Raw genomic sequence first — 14,106 nt, 5'->3', positions numbered from 1 at the left:
GCTCTGCAGACCGCACGGCGGGACTCCTGCCGTGCGGTCTGCGGCCCCGACAGAAGGGAATCACAAGGGATGACGACGCGCGGGGCAACGGGGCGGAGCCGCGGGCACCTGGCAGCACGGGGCGGAGCAGTCCTGGCCGCGGTCCTCATGGCCGGAATGATTCCGGGCGCTCAGGCGTCGGCCGGTGACCGCGAGGTCCAGGCCGAGCTGACGTACGGCTGTGACTTCCCTTCCGGGTCCCAACAGGTCGCGGTGCGTGTGTCCGCGACGGTTCCGGAGAAGGGCAAGGTCGACCGGCCACTCCAGCTCACCGACGTGAGCACTGAACTGACCGTGTCCGGGGAGGCGCTGGCCGATCTGTCGGACGGCGGAGCGGCCGGCTACACGGTGGAGACAGAGCTGAGCGTGAATGTGGCCCAGGGCGACCGGTCCGCGGTGGCCACCTGGGCCGGGACGGTCGAGGACCCGGTGGCGGTCCCGGAGTCGGGGGATCTCACGTTCTCCTCCACGGGTGACGTTCCCACGGTGACCGCCGGAGCCTCGGGTGACCTCACCTTCACCGCGGCGAAGCTGACCGCACGGCTCACTCCGCCGAAGCCGGACAGTGCCTCGGTCGAGCCGCTGGCCGTGCAACTGACCTGTGTTCCCGCGCCTGACCAGGACCTGACCCTTGCCTCGGTGCCGGTCGGCGGGGAACCGCAAGGGCCCTCGCCCGAGCCGTCCGAGTCCCAGGAAGGGAAGGCGTCCACCGCGGACGGTACCCGGAGCGCCGGTGCGACGCCCGAGGTGGGCAACACGCCGAAGGCGTCACGCCAGGACGGTGACGCGCCCCGCTGCGTGGGTGACGAGGAGGACCAGTTCAGCCTGAACGCGTATGCCACCGGTTACGCGAACGTCGCCAAACTCAAGAGCGCCACCCTGTTCCCGGTCGCCTGCACGCAGATCCATCAGGGTGCGACGGTGCTCAAGTTCCAGGACGGGCATCTGCATGTGCTCCAGGATTCGACGGCGCTGCTGGACTATCAGGGGAAGACGCAGCTGCCCCCCGCCAGCGGTACGTTCCTGACTTTCGGCTTCACGCCGACGACCGCGACCATGGAGATGACCCAGATCCCGCCGGAGGCCGGCCCCGACGGAAAGCCGTTGCCCAACATCCACTCCGACCTGACGATCCTCAGCCCCGGCAACAGCGTCGGCACGACGACGATCGACCTGATGCTCCAGCTCCGCCTGTACGACGTCGAGGTGAACGGTGTCCCGCTGGACGTCGGGCCCAACTGCCGTACGTCCAAGCCGTTCGCCCTTCCCCTGCAGGGGAAGATGGTTCTGAAGGACGGAGTCCAGACCGGATACACGCTGGTCACGGGCGGTGTCCTCGTCGGCAAGGTGACCCTGCCGCCCTTCTCCGGGTGTGGTGTCGGCGAGGATCTGGACGACCTCTTCACCGCGTCCATCTCCGGAGTCCCCGGTGCCGTGAAACAGGTCCAGGCAGCACCCTGCGCGGCGGCGCAGCACGACCCGAACGTGTGCACGCCGGAGGGCCAGCCGGTGCAGGTCCCCAAGCCACAGCGCTGAACCCGCCGCTTCCCGAACTGACATGAGTTCAACCCCATTGATCCGCCCACCATGAATTGAGGGAGTAATGAGAGCTGTCCCGAAGAGATGGCGTAACGGACTGATCGCCGCCGCCGCCGCTGCGGTGGTCGCGATCCCGCTGACTCCGCTGTCCGCCTCCGCCGCCGCCGCGAGCCTCAACGGGGACTGGGCGCCCTTCTCCCGCTGTCCCGTCGACGATCCCGCCATGCTCGCGGCGGACGGCCAGGACCTCGTCGCGTCCTGTGTCTCCTCGTACTCGCCCGGCGGTGAGTTCAAGCTGGGCACCACGGAGGCCACCACGGGCGCCAACGACATGCAGTTCGGTGTCATCCAGGACACCGCGGCCGGGACCTTCAAGGTGATTCCGCCCGCGGGCGGTGCGCTCGTGAGCGCACCGACGGAGATTCCCGGCGGGCTGCTGGGGCTCATGTGCCCCAGTGACATACCCGTCGTCAGCGCGGTCTGCGGACAGATCACCAGCGTCAGCCTGAACAGGGTGACGGCGACGGTGGAGTCGGCCGGTGCGCCCACGGAGTTCAACCTTCCGGCCGGCCTGAGCGTCGGTCAGCCGATCGTGAAGCTGCCGGTCCGCATCCACCTGGAGAACTCGCTCCTCGGCTCCAACTGCTACATAGGCAGCACCGGCTCCCCGGTGGTTCTGCGCCCGCAGAACGTCACGGCGCCGGCCGTCGCCATTCAGCGCTTCGACGGTGACGGCACACGCAACGCCACCGGCGGCGCCATGCTGAGGTTCGCCCTGACGGGGAACACCCAGGCGGACACCACCTTCGCCGCGCCGAAGGCCACCGGCTGCGGTCTGGGCGGAATCCTCAGCTGGGCGGTGAACCTCAAGGAGGGGCTGCCGTCCCTCTCGGGTGACAACCACCTCACGCTCAACAACGCCTCGACGTACAGCGCCGCGCTCACCGCACCCGGCCTCGTCCTGCCCAACGCGGGGAAGGTGCTCTCCCAGTACTGGCACTCCGCGGCGAAGTAGCACCGGCCGTACTGAGGGCTGACGCGTCACTCCTTGTCATTCCGTGCGCGTCCTCGGTGCAACGGCCTCCGCCCGCCCCGACCCGGGAAATCTCCTGGTCGGGGCGGGCTTCGGCATGCCGCGCCGCAGACCGGGGCCCGTTCCGCGTGCGGACGGGGAGGCTCATATTCGTATAGTTTCCGCGCGCCGATCAGTCACGTGGTGACAAGAATTCCCTTTCCCGGAAGTGCTGTGCAGAAAGTTCCGGAACCGCTATTGCGAAGAAAGGTTACTGACCCGTAGCGTCCCGGGTGAGCGGCACGGAAACGTGTCCCCAGCTGTTCGTTCGACGCCTGCGGAGTCCAGGTCGAGCCCCCTCGGCCCGAATTCCGCACCGGGAATGCGCCGGCCTCCGAAGCCTCTGTCCTGGGCCGGCGCTCCCACGGTCGGGACCCACGGCTCCAGCCCCTCTGGACTCGGAACCCGATCCGCACGCCGGAGAACTTGCGCAGATTCCGACAAAGCCTGCGAGCGGTTTTGTCACTCGGTGACAAGTGATCCACATCGAGCACATGGTTCGCCGATCTCTGCTGCTCAACGGCTTGTCCTGGCGGTTTCGGCGGACATAACGTGCGCCTCCTGGTGCATGTGTGACGAGCCGCCATTGGATTTCTCAGAGCCGGAGCGCTGACAGATGACATCGTTCACCGAGACGTCGAGGGAGGGCCGATGGGAATCGAAGTAGTCGTGGAAGGCCTGACGAAGTCCTTCGGCAAGCAGAACATCTGGCAGGACGTCAGCCTCACCCTGCCCGCCGGTGAAGTGAGCGTGATGCTCGGTCCTTCCGGCACCGGAAAGACCGTCTTCCTCAAGTCCATCATCGGCCTGCTCAAGCCTGAACGGGGTCGCGTCCTCGTCGATGGCGTCGACATGGTGAACGGTTCCGAGCGGGACATCATGGAGGCCCGAAAGCTTTTCGGCCTCATGTTCCAGGACGGTGCGCTCTTCGGGTCGATGTCGCTCTTCGACAACATCGCGTTCCCGCTCCGGGAGCACACCCGCAAGAAGGAATCCGAGATCCGCCGCATCGTGATGGAGCGGATCGACGTGGTGGGTCTGCTCGGTGCCGAGGACAAGCTGCCCGGCGAGATCTCCGGCGGTATGCGCAAGCGGGCCGGCCTGGCCCGGGCGCTCGTCCTGGACCCGCAGATCATCCTCTGCGACGAGCCCGACTCCGGCCTCGACCCGGTCCGCACCGCGTTCATCTCGCAGCTGCTCGTCGACCTGAACGCCCAGATCGACGCGACGATGCTCATCGTCACCCACAACCTCGACATCGCCTCCACGGTCCCGGACAACATGGGGATGCTGTTCTGCCGCAACCTCGTCACCTTCGGTCCGCGAGAGGTGCTGCTGACCAGCGATCTGCCCGTGGTCAACCAGTTCCTCGCCGGGCGCTGCGAAGGCCCCATCGGCATGTCCGAGGAGAAGGACGCCGCCACGCTCGCCGCCGAGGAGCTCAATGGCTACGGCCAGGGCATCAGTTCGGCCAACGCCCCGCGCACCGTCGTCCCGCAGCTGGAGCCCTCGCCGGGCCTGCCGGTGCGCCAGGGCGCCCTGCGCCGCCGGGAGCGGGTCATGTCGATGATGGGCCAGCTTCCCGAGGCGGCCCGTACCGCCATCCTCAACAGCTACAGCCCGGCCGCCGCGGGCGGTGGGCGCCCATGACGGCCCCCATGCCGGTGATACCCCCCGGGCCGCCGGAGGACCGGCCCCCGGCCCCGGCTCCGAATAAGGCGCCCGAGGCCCCGCGCCCCAGCAAGGCCCTCGCCCCGCTGCGCGAGACCGGCCGGCTGTTCGCGCTCGCCGGGACCGTGTGCCGGGAGACCTTCCGAAGGCCTTTCCAGGTGCGGGAGTTCATCGAGCAGTTCTGGTTCGTCGCCAGCGTCACGATCCTGCCCGCCGCCCTCGTCTCCATCCCGTTCGGCGCGGTCATCGCCCTCCAGGTCGGCTCGCTCACCCAGCAGCTCGGCGCCCAGTCCTTCACCGGCGGCGCCAGCGTCCTCGCCGTCATCCAGCAGGCCAGCCCGATCATCGTGGCTCTGCTGGTCTCCGGCGCGGCGGGCTCGGCCATCTGCGCGGACCTCGGATCGCGCAAGATCCGCGAGGAGCTCGACGCGATGGAGGTCATGGGCGTCTCGCCCGTGCAGCGCCTCGTCGTCCCGCGCGTGCTCGCCACCATGCTGGTCGCCGTCCTGCTCAACGGCCTCGTCTCCGTCGTCGGCACCCTCGGCGGCTACTTCTTCAACGTGATCATGCAGGACGGCACCCCGGGCGCCTATCTCTCCAGCTTCTCCGCCCTCGCCCAGCTGCCCGACCTGTACGTCAGCGAGATCAAGGCCCTGATCTTCGGCTTCATCGCCGGCATCGTCGCCGCCTACCGCGGACTCAACCCGCGCGGCGGACCGAAGGGCGTGGGCGACGCGGTCAACCAGTCCGTCGTCATCACCTTCATGCTGCTGTTCTTCGTGAACATGGTCCTCACGGCGATCTACCTCCAGATCGTCCCCGCGAAGGGGAGCTGACCGATGCCGATACTCAGCTGGCTCGACCGGTCGGGTGACCAGCTCACCTTCTACGTACGGGCCCTGGTCTGGATCCCCCGGACGCTGCGCCGCTACCTCAAGGAGGTGCAGCGGCTGCTCGCCGAGGTGGCCTTCGGCAGCGGCGGTCTCGGGGTCGTCGGCGGCACCATCGGCGTGATGATCGCGATGACCCTGGCCACCGGCACCGTCGTCGGACTCCAGGGGTATGCCGCCCTCAACCAGATCGGCACCGCCGCCTTCACCGGCTTCATCTCCGCGTACTTCAACACCCGTGAGATCGCCCCGCTGGTCGCCGGCCTCGCTCTCTCCGCGACCGTCGGCGCCGGCTTCACCGCGCAGCTCGGTGCCATGCGGATCAACGAGGAGATCGACGGCCTGGAGTCGATGGGTGTGCGCTCCATGCCCTACCTCGTCACCACGCGCATCATCGCCGGGGTCGTCGCCATCATCCCGCTGTACGCGATCGGGCTGCTCTCCTCGTACGTCGCCTCCCGCTACGTCACCGTCCTGTTCAACGGGCAGTCCGCGGGCACGTACGACCACTACTTCAACCTCTTCCTCTCCCCGCAGGACGTGCTGCTGTCGGTGCTCAAGGTGCTGATCTTCAGCGTGATGGTGATCCTCGCGCACTGCTACTACGGCTACCACGCCACCGGTGGACCCGCCGGAGTGGGCGTGGCCGTCGGCCGCTCGGTGCGCAACGCGATCGTGCTGATCAGCGTCACCGACTTCTTCCTCTCGCTCGCCATCTGGGGAGCCACGACGACCGTGAAGGTGGCCGGCTGATGTCATCGCGGACCACAAGGGGCAACAGGGCCGCGCGGACCGCCGGCCGCAGAACCGCCGGGGTCGCCTTCTTCCTCGTACCCGCCGTACTCATCTGGGTGTCGGTCTCCGTGTACGAGAAGGACTTCACGGATGACGCGACCGTCACCGTACGCACGTCGAGCGTCGGCAACGAGATGCACGACAACGCCGACGTGAAGCTGCGCGGCGTCGTCATCGGCCAGGTGCGCGGCATCGCGGCCGACGGCGAGGGCGCCCGCCTCACCCTGGCGATCGACCCGGACAAGCTCGACCGCGTCCCCGCCGACGTCACCGCCCAGATGCTGCCCACCACGTTGTTCGGCGAACGGTTCGTGGCCCTCGTGCCGCCCCCCGTACCGTCACCGCGGGCGTTGCGGGCGGGCGCCGTCATCCCGCAGGACCGCTCCAGCAACGCCCTCGAACTCGAAGAGGTCCTCGACAACGTCCTGCCGCTGCTGACCGCCGTGAAGCCGGAGAAGCTCTCCGCCACCCTCAACGCGGTCTCCCAGGCACTCCAGGGCCGCGGCGAGAAGCTCGGTGACACCCTCGTCACGCTCGACGCGCACCTCCAGAAGTTCAACCCGCAACTCCCCACGCTCAACGCGGACATCAAGGAACTCGTCAAGGTGAGCCGGGTGTACGGGGACGCCGCCCCCGACGTCCTGGACGCGCTCACCGACTTCACCACCACCAGCGGCACCGTCGCCGAACAGCAGGCCGAACTCGCCGACCTGTACGGCTCCACCACCGCGTCCGCCCGGGACCTCACCGCGTTCCTGGAGAAGAACAAGGACAACCTCATCCGGCTCGCGGCCTCCGGCAGGCCGACGCTGGAGACCCTCGCCACGTACTCCTCGGAATTCCCCTGCACGCTCCGCACCATGGCCGGGTTCGTCCCGGCCATGGACAAGGCGCTCGGCAAGGGCACCGACGAGCCCGGGCTCCACGTCACCCTCAAGGCCGTTCCCTCCAAGGGGAAGTACGTGGCGGGCAAGGACACGCCCGTCTACAACGCGACCGGCGGACCGCACTGCTACTCCGTCCCCTATGTCGGCCGGACGGTCCCGACCGCGGACGTCAGGACCGCCAAGGACAACGGGACCGCGGCCGAGCCGGAGACGGACGCCCCCGAAGAGGTCCCGGCCGCCGACGCGTCGCTCGGTCTGCCCAACTCCCCGCAGGAGAGCCGGCTCGTGAACGAACTGGTCGCTCCCTCACTGAAGGTCCGGCCGCAGGCCCTGCCCGAGTGGAGCAGCGTGCTCATCGGTCCGGCCTTCCGCGGTGTGGAGGTGAAGCTCAAGTGAAGCGCCGCTCCCTCGCGGGACCGCTCGCGAAATCGATCGTCTTCATCGTGGTGACGGTGCTCGCCACCACGGTGCTGGGTCTGTCCATCGCCAACACCGGTGTCGGCGACACCCGTTCGTACCGGGCCAGGTTCACGGACGCGACCGGCCTCGTCGTCGGCGACAGCGTCCGGATCGCCGGTGTGAAGGTCGGGCAGGTCGACTCCGTCAAGGTCGCCGACCGGCGGCTCGCCGAGGTCGGCTTCAGTGTCCAGAAGGGCCGCAAGCTGCCGGCGTCGGTGACCGCGTCGATCAAGTACCTCAACATGGTCGGCCAGCGCTACATCGACCTCGACCAGGGCGCCGGACCCGTCGGCGAGAGCTTCGCCGCGGGCGCCACCATCCCGCTGTCCCGGACCACCCCGGCCCTCGACCTCACCCAGCTCTTCAACGGCTTCCAGCCGCTCTTCGAGGGCCTCTCCCCGCCGGACGTCAACCAGCTGGCCGGCTCCATCGTCCAGGTGCTCCAGGGCGAGGGCGGCACCGTCGACAGCATCCTCCAGCACGTTGGCTCGCTGACCGGCACGGTCGCCGCGAAGGACAAGGTGATCGGCGAGGTGATCAAGAACCTGAACACGGTCCTGAAGACGGTCAACGACCGGGAGGCCGGCTTCAACGACCTCGTCGACACGCTCCAGGAACTCGTCACCGGGTTCGCGGGCGACCGCAAACCGCTCGGCGAGGCCGTCACGGCGATGGGCGCGCTCACCACGGTCACCGCGGACCTCTTCCAGGACGGCCGCAAACCCCTGAAGGAGGACATCAAGCAGCTCGGCCGGCTCTCCGACCGGCTCGCCGACAACTCGCCGAAGATCGAGAACTTCCTCCAGAAGACCCCGGCCAAGATGGAGGCGATCAGTCGCCTCGCCTCGTACGGCTCATGGCTCAACCTCTACCTCTGCGAGGCCAAGGTCAGCGGCGTGACGAACAGCGACGGCAGCACCCCGCCGACCGGCATCGAGATCACCCAGCCGAGGTGCCTGTCATGAGAATGAAGCCCATACGCGACCGCAACCCCGTCGCCGTCAGCGTCGTCGGACTCCTCGTACTCGCCCTCATCGGATACGGCGCCTACCGCGCCGACTCGCTGCCCTTCATCGGCGGTGGCACCACCTACAGCGCCGACTTCACCGAGTCCGCCGGGCTCGACGAGGGCGACGAGGTGCGGATCGCCGGAGTGAAGGTCGGCAAGGTCACCGGGGTCTCCCTCGACGGCGCCAAGGTGAAGGTGACCTTCAAGGTCAAGGACGCCTGGATCGGCAACGCGAGCACCGTCGGCATCGCCATCAAGACACTCCTCGGCGACAAGTACCTGGCCGTGGACCCCCTCGGCGAAGCCCGGCAGAACCCCGACGAGCGCATCACGGCGAGCCGCACCACCTCGCCGTACGACGTCACCCAGGCCTTCAACGGTCTCGGCGAGACCATCGGCGAGATCGACACCGAGCAGCTCGCCAAGAGCTTCGAGACGATCTCCGCCACCTTCAAGGACTCCCCGCCCGACGTGAAGAGTGCCGCCAAGGGGCTGTCCGCCCTCTCCAAGACCGTCTCCGAGCGCGACGCGCAGCTCGCGACCCTCCTCAAGGGCAGCAAACAGCTCACCAAGACCCTCGCCACCAAGAAGAGCAGCTTCGAGACCCTCCTCGAAGACGGCAACCTGCTCCTCGGCGAGATCCAGGCACGCCGCGACTCCATCCACCTGCTGCTCACCGGCACCCGTGACCTGGGCACCCAGCTCACCGGACTCGTCGCCGACAACAACAAGCAGCTCAAGCCCACGCTGAAGGCGCTGGGCCGGGTCACCGCCGTCCTGAACAAGAACCGCAAGAGCCTCGACAAGGTCCTCTCGATCGCCGGCTCCTACAACAGGCTCGTCGGCAACACCCTGGGCAACGGCCGCTGGTTCGACAACTACGTCTGCGGTGTCGTCCCGAAGGACTACCTGCCCGCCAACACGCCCCCGGCGACCGGCTGCATGCCTCCCAAGCAGGAAGGCGGGAGCTGAGATGAGACTCACCCGCGTCATCGGCATCGGGGCCGGCCTCGTGGTCGTGGCCGTCGCGGCCACCTCCGGGGTGATGGCCATGGAGGAAGAGGGCACGACGACCGTCACCGCGTACTTCGAGCAGGCGACCGGCGTCTACGCCGGATCCGACCTGCGGATCCTCGGAGTCCGGGTCGGCACCGTCGAATCGGTCGAACCCCGCGGCAAGGACGTCAAGGTCGTCCTGCGGGTCGACAAGGGCGTCCAGGTCCCCAAGGACGTGCACGCCGTCGTCGTCGCCCCCAGCCTCGTCGCCGACCGGTACGTCCAGCTCGCCCCCGTCTACACCGGGGGAGCGGTCCTGGAGGACGACGCCGAACTGCCCGCGTCGAAGAACGCGACACCGGTCGAGGTGGACCAGCTGTACGCGTCCATCACCGAACTCTCCACCGCGCTCGGCCCGGACGGGGCGAACGCGCAGGGAGCCTTCGCCGGACTCCTGGACACCGGCGCGAAGAACCTCAAGGGCAACGGCAAGGACATCGGCGACTCCATCGAGCAGTTCGGCAAGGCGACGAAGACCCTCGACAAGAGCAGCGGGAACCTCTTCGACACCCTGGCCTACCTCCAGACCTTCACCACCATGCTGAAGGACAACGACGGCAACGTGCGCACGGCCGAGAACCAGCTGAACTCGGTCACCGGCTTCCTGGCGGACGACAAGAAGAACCTCGGGGCCGCGCTCAAGGAACTCGGCACCGCCCTCGCCCAGGTCAAGACGTTCATCAAGGACAACCGGGGCGCGCTCAAGGAGAACGTGGACGCGCTGGTGCCGATCACCCAGACCCTCGTCGACCAGCGCGCCTCACTGGCCGAGTCGCTCGACACCCTGCCGCTGGCCGCGGGCAACGTCCTGAACGCGTACGACCCCGCCCACCGCACCCTCAACGGCCGGACCGACCTCAACGAGCTCAGCATGGGCGGCCCGCTCATCGATCCTTCCCTCACCGGGCTCACCCCGGTGGACGCCGAACGGCAGGCGGCGCTCCCCGCCCTGCCGCTGCCGGCCGTGGGCACCGTCTACGGCACACCGAAGAACGCCGCGGCGAAGAGCGGCAACGACGAGAAGGGGGCGAACCGATGAGCCGGACCCCGCGCGGACCCGGAGCCCGCGCGACGACGGGCGCCGCCACCCTGATCGCGTTCGGCCTCTGCTGCACCCTCTTCGTCACCGGCTGCCAGGCCCCGCACTTCTCCGGCATCGAGGACGTGCCGCTGCCCGGCGGTGCGGACCTCGGCGACCATCCGTACGAGATCACGGCGGACTTCGGGGACGTGCTCAGCCTCGCCCCGCAGTCCTCGGTGAAGGTCAACGACGTCGCCGTCGGCCGCGTCACCAAGATCTCCCTCGCCCCCGACACCTGGCAGGCCCGGGTCACCATGAAGGTCAACGGGAAGATCAAACTGCCCGCCAACGCCTACGCGCACCTCGAACAGTCGAGCCTCCTGGGCGAGAAGTACATCCAGCTCTCGCCCCCTGCGAGCGGCACCGCCCGCGGCACCCTCGCCTCCGGCGACCGCATCCCGCTCACCCGGACCAACCGGAACCCCGAGGTCGAAGAGGTGTTCGGGGCGCTGTCGATGCTCCTCAACGGCGGCGGCGTCCAGCAGCTGAAGACCATCACCACCGAGCTCAACAAGGCACTGGCCGGACAGGAACCCCAGGTCCGGTCCATGCTCAAGCGCGTCGACACCCTCGTCACCAACCTCGACGACCACCGCGGCGACATCACATCGGCGCTCGACGGCGTCAACCGGCTCGCCGCCACCCTCGCCACCCGCAAACAGGACGTCGGCAAGGTCCTCACCGGGCTCAGCCCCGGCATGAAGGTCCTGGAGAAGCAGCGCGGCTCGCTCCTGACCATGCTGCGCTCCCTGGACACCCTCTCCGACGTCGCCGTCACCACCATCAACAAGAGCAAGGCGGACACGATCGCCGACCTGAAGGCCATCGCCCCCACCCTCCGGGCCCTGGCCGACTCCGGCGACGACCTGCCCGACTCCCTCCAGGTGCTGCTCACCTACCCGTTCACGGACGAGGTGCTGCGCGGTGTGAAGGGCGACTACCTCAACGTGTACCTGGACATGACGGCCGCACCTGGCACCCAGATCATCCCCGCCCTCGAACCGGATCCGGACCCCCCGGCCGCCGGGGCGAAAACGGCAGCCGGCGCCGCACTCCCGCTGCCGCTCCCCGCGACCACCACGCCAGGGACGGCCACTCCCCGGACGGGCCAGGCCACGGAGGGGAGCAACCGATGATCACCTTCGCCATCCGGCTGAAGAACATCGCGTTCCTGATCATCGCGGTGCTGGTGCTCGGCTACCTGGGCGTGCGGTACGCCGACCTCGGCCACTACGTCGGCATGCGCGACTACTACACCGTCAAGATGCAGCTCCCGCGCACCGGTGGCCTGTTCACCCACTCCAACGTCACCTACCGCGGGGTCTCCGTCGGCCGGGTCGGGCCCATCGAGCTCACCGAGGACGGTGTGGAGGCCGAGCTGCGCATCGACAAGTCGGCGCCGCCCATCCCCGAGGACCTCAAGGCGGTCGTCGCCAACCTCTCCGCGGTCGGCGAGCAGTACGTCGACCTGCGGCCGGCCCGCACCGACGGCCCCGTCCTCGCGAACGGTTCGGTCATCGACCAGGCCGAGACCACCGTCCCGGCACCGGTGACCAACGTCCTCACCAGCGTCAACGGCCTCGCCTCGTCCGTCGACCTGGAGTCCCTGCGCACGGTGGTCGACGAGTTCGGCACCGCGTTCTCCGGCCGCGGCGACGACCTCCAGGTCCTGCTGGACACCGGCGGCGAGTTCGTCCAGGCCGCCGACGACGCGCTGCCCGTCAACACCAGGCTCATGCGGGACGGCGAGACCGTGCTGCGGACCCAGGCCGAACAGGGCGAGGCGCTCAAGGGCTTCGCCTCGGGCGCGAAGGAACTGGCGGCCCAGCTCAAGGGCTCGGACACCGACCTGCGCAAGCTGATCGCCGCCGCACCCGACGCGACCGGGCAGATCAGCGGACTGCTGCGCGACCTCGACCCGAGCTTCGGCGTCGTCGTCGCCAACCTCCTCACCACGTCGGACGTCGCCGTGACCCGGCAGCGCGGACTGGAGGAACTCCTCGTGAAACTCCCGGCCGTCGCGGCGGCGGGGGCCAGCGCGGTCGACGAGGACGGTGCCCGGTTCGGCATGTCGGTCACCTTCTTCGAGCCGCTGCCCTGCACCTCCGGATACGGCGGCACGACGTACCGCAACGGGCTCGACCTCGCACCCGCTCCGGCCGTCAACACCAAGGCCCGCTGCACCTCGTCGCCCGGCACCGGCATCAACGTCCGCGGCAGTGCGAACGCCCCGAAGGGCGGTCCGCTGCCCGCACCCGCCAAGCCCGGCACGCTGCTCCTCGACGACCGCGGTCAGGACCGGCTGCCCGGAGTGCTCGGCGCCGCGACGGACCCCGCGCCCGCGGCCGACGGCATGGCCGGACTGCTGGGCCTGGGACAGGGAGGCGGCGCATGACCCCCCGTACCCGCAGCATCGGCGGCTGGGCCGTCCTGCTCGTCGCCGCACTGATCTGCGCGCTTGGGGGCTGGTCGTACGCGCAGGCGCGCGGCGACGACGACCTGGCGTACGCGAAGAGCCGGGACGCCGCGCTGGCGGACGGCAAGGTGGACCTGGCCCGGCTCAACAGCCTGGACGGCAAGGACGCCACGAGCGTCGACACCGGTCTCGCCGGCTGGCTCGACGCCTCCACCGGCCCGCTGCACGACCAGCTGAAGCGCACCCGCGCCAAGGACGCCGCCGAGCTCAAGAAGTCCGGCACGACGGCGCGCGGCAAGGTCACCGACGCGGCCCTCACCGAAGTGGACGAGCGTACGGGCACGGCACTGATGATCGCGACCGTCGACATCGAGGTCACCCCGCGCACGGGCAAGGCCGGCACCGAGCGCAAACGCTTCGAGGCGACGCTCGTCCGGACCGGGGACGGCTGGAAGATCAAGGCGCTCACCGCGCTCGGCATAGGGAGCGGCACATGAGGCTGCGCAGTGTGATCGACCCCGACGACGCGGTCCAGGAGGCGTCCGGCAGCGTCCCGCCCGACGACACCGGAGCCGACACGGACACCGACATCGAGGCCGGTCCCGCCAGGCGGTGGCCCCGCGTGCTGGCCGGGGTGCTCGTCGTCGCCCTGATCGCGGCCGGCGGCGCCTTCTTCGTCGCGGGCCGGCAGCTGCGCGACACGCCCGCCACCGCCAACCGGGCGCTGACGGACAGCGCGGTGACCACCCAGGTCGCCGGCGACGTCACCAACGCACTCGGCAAGGTCTTCTCCTACGGCCCCGGCGACACGGCCGCCACCAAGGCGTCCGCGCAGCGGCTCCTGGCGGGCAAGGCGCTCCAGCAGTACGCGGCGCTCTTCGGCCAGGTCGAGAAGCAGGCCGCCGACCAGAAGCTCACCCTCACCACCCACGTCGTGCGTGCCGGGGTGACCCGGCTGACCGGCGACAGCGCCCACCTCCTGGTCTTCCTCGACCAGGTCTACGAGCGCAAGGGCAAGGCCGCGAGCACCGCGGCGGCGCAGCTGTCCGTCACGGCCCAACTCCGGGAAGGGCACTGGACGATCGTGGAGATCAAGGCCAGATAGCGCACCCCACCGCACGACGCACCGGGCGATACCGCACCACACGGCAGGGAGAGGCAGCGATGGCACGGGTACGGATGACGAGGAACC

The 14,106-nt window shown here is 69.2% G+C and carries 13 protein-coding genes; all 13 read left to right on the top strand.

Annotated elements, in window-relative coordinates:
• Positions 1-69 precede the first annotated feature (69 nt).
• A complete protein-coding gene (locus OG521_05670; GenBank protein ID WUW20303.1) occupies positions 70-1,575 on the top strand; it encodes a hypothetical protein in 1,506 nt (501 codons plus the stop codon).
• A gap of 67 nt (positions 1,576-1,642) precedes the next feature.
• On the top strand, positions 1,643-2,593 hold the full coding sequence (locus OG521_05665; protein WUW20302.1) for a hypothetical protein: 951 nt from the start codon (positions 1,643-1,645) through the stop codon (positions 2,591-2,593).
• 708 nt (positions 2,594-3,301) lie between these two features.
• Positions 3,302-4,300 carry an ATP-binding cassette domain-containing protein gene (locus tag OG521_05660; protein WUW20301.1) on the top strand — a complete coding sequence of 333 codons (999 nt, stop codon included), beginning with the start codon at positions 3,302-3,304 and terminating at the stop codon, positions 4,298-4,300.
• Positions 4,297-5,157 (top strand): ABC transporter permease, encoded by an 861-nt coding sequence (locus tag OG521_05655; protein ID WUW20300.1) that lies wholly within the window; start codon positions 4,297-4,299, stop codon positions 5,155-5,157. Before OG521_05660 ends, OG521_05655 begins: the two co-directional genes overlap by 4 nt.
• Positions 5,158-5,160: 3 nt before the next feature.
• Positions 5,161-5,964: an ABC transporter permease gene (locus tag OG521_05650; protein ID WUW20299.1), complete on the top strand. Its 804-nt coding sequence runs from the start codon at positions 5,161-5,163 to the stop codon at positions 5,962-5,964.
• A complete protein-coding gene (locus OG521_05645; GenBank protein ID WUW20298.1) occupies positions 5,964-7,289 on the top strand; it encodes an MCE family protein in 1,326 nt (441 codons plus the stop codon). Before OG521_05650 ends, OG521_05645 begins: the two co-directional genes overlap by 1 nt.
• A complete protein-coding gene (locus tag OG521_05640) occupies positions 7,286-8,317 on the top strand; it encodes an MCE family protein (GenBank protein ID WUW20297.1) in 1,032 nt (343 codons plus the stop codon). The genes OG521_05645 and OG521_05640 overlap by 4 nt, the downstream gene beginning before the upstream one ends.
• Positions 8,314-9,333: an MCE family protein gene (locus OG521_05635; GenBank protein WUW20296.1), complete on the top strand. Its 1,020-nt coding sequence runs from the start codon at positions 8,314-8,316 to the stop codon at positions 9,331-9,333. Before OG521_05640 ends, OG521_05635 begins: the two co-directional genes overlap by 4 nt.
• 1 nt (position 9,334) lies before the next feature.
• A complete protein-coding gene (locus OG521_05630; GenBank protein ID WUW20295.1) occupies positions 9,335-10,456 on the top strand; it encodes an MCE family protein in 1,122 nt (373 codons plus the stop codon).
• A complete protein-coding gene (locus OG521_05625) occupies positions 10,453-11,634 on the top strand; it encodes an MCE family protein (protein ID WUW20294.1) in 1,182 nt (393 codons plus the stop codon). The genes OG521_05630 and OG521_05625 overlap by 4 nt, the downstream gene beginning before the upstream one ends.
• Entirely contained in the window at positions 11,631-12,893 is a 1,263-nt protein-coding gene (locus OG521_05620) for an MCE family protein (protein WUW20293.1), read from the top strand. Before OG521_05625 ends, OG521_05620 begins: the two co-directional genes overlap by 4 nt.
• Positions 12,890-13,411 carry a hypothetical protein gene (locus tag OG521_05615; GenBank protein ID WUW20292.1) on the top strand — a complete coding sequence of 174 codons (522 nt, stop codon included), beginning with the start codon at positions 12,890-12,892 and terminating at the stop codon, positions 13,409-13,411. The genes OG521_05620 and OG521_05615 overlap by 4 nt, the downstream gene beginning before the upstream one ends.
• Positions 13,408-14,019: a hypothetical protein gene (locus tag OG521_05610; GenBank protein WUW20291.1), complete on the top strand. Its 612-nt coding sequence runs from the start codon at positions 13,408-13,410 to the stop codon at positions 14,017-14,019. The genes OG521_05615 and OG521_05610 overlap by 4 nt, the downstream gene beginning before the upstream one ends.
• Positions 14,020-14,106: the final 87 nt, after the last annotated feature.

Source organism: Streptomyces sp. NBC_01463 (assembly GCA_036227345.1).
Taxonomy (GTDB): Bacteria; Actinomycetota; Actinomycetes; order Streptomycetales; family Streptomycetaceae; genus Streptomyces.
Note: the sequence above shows the minus strand (reverse complement) of the source record. Positions and strands in the feature narration are given on the sequence as shown.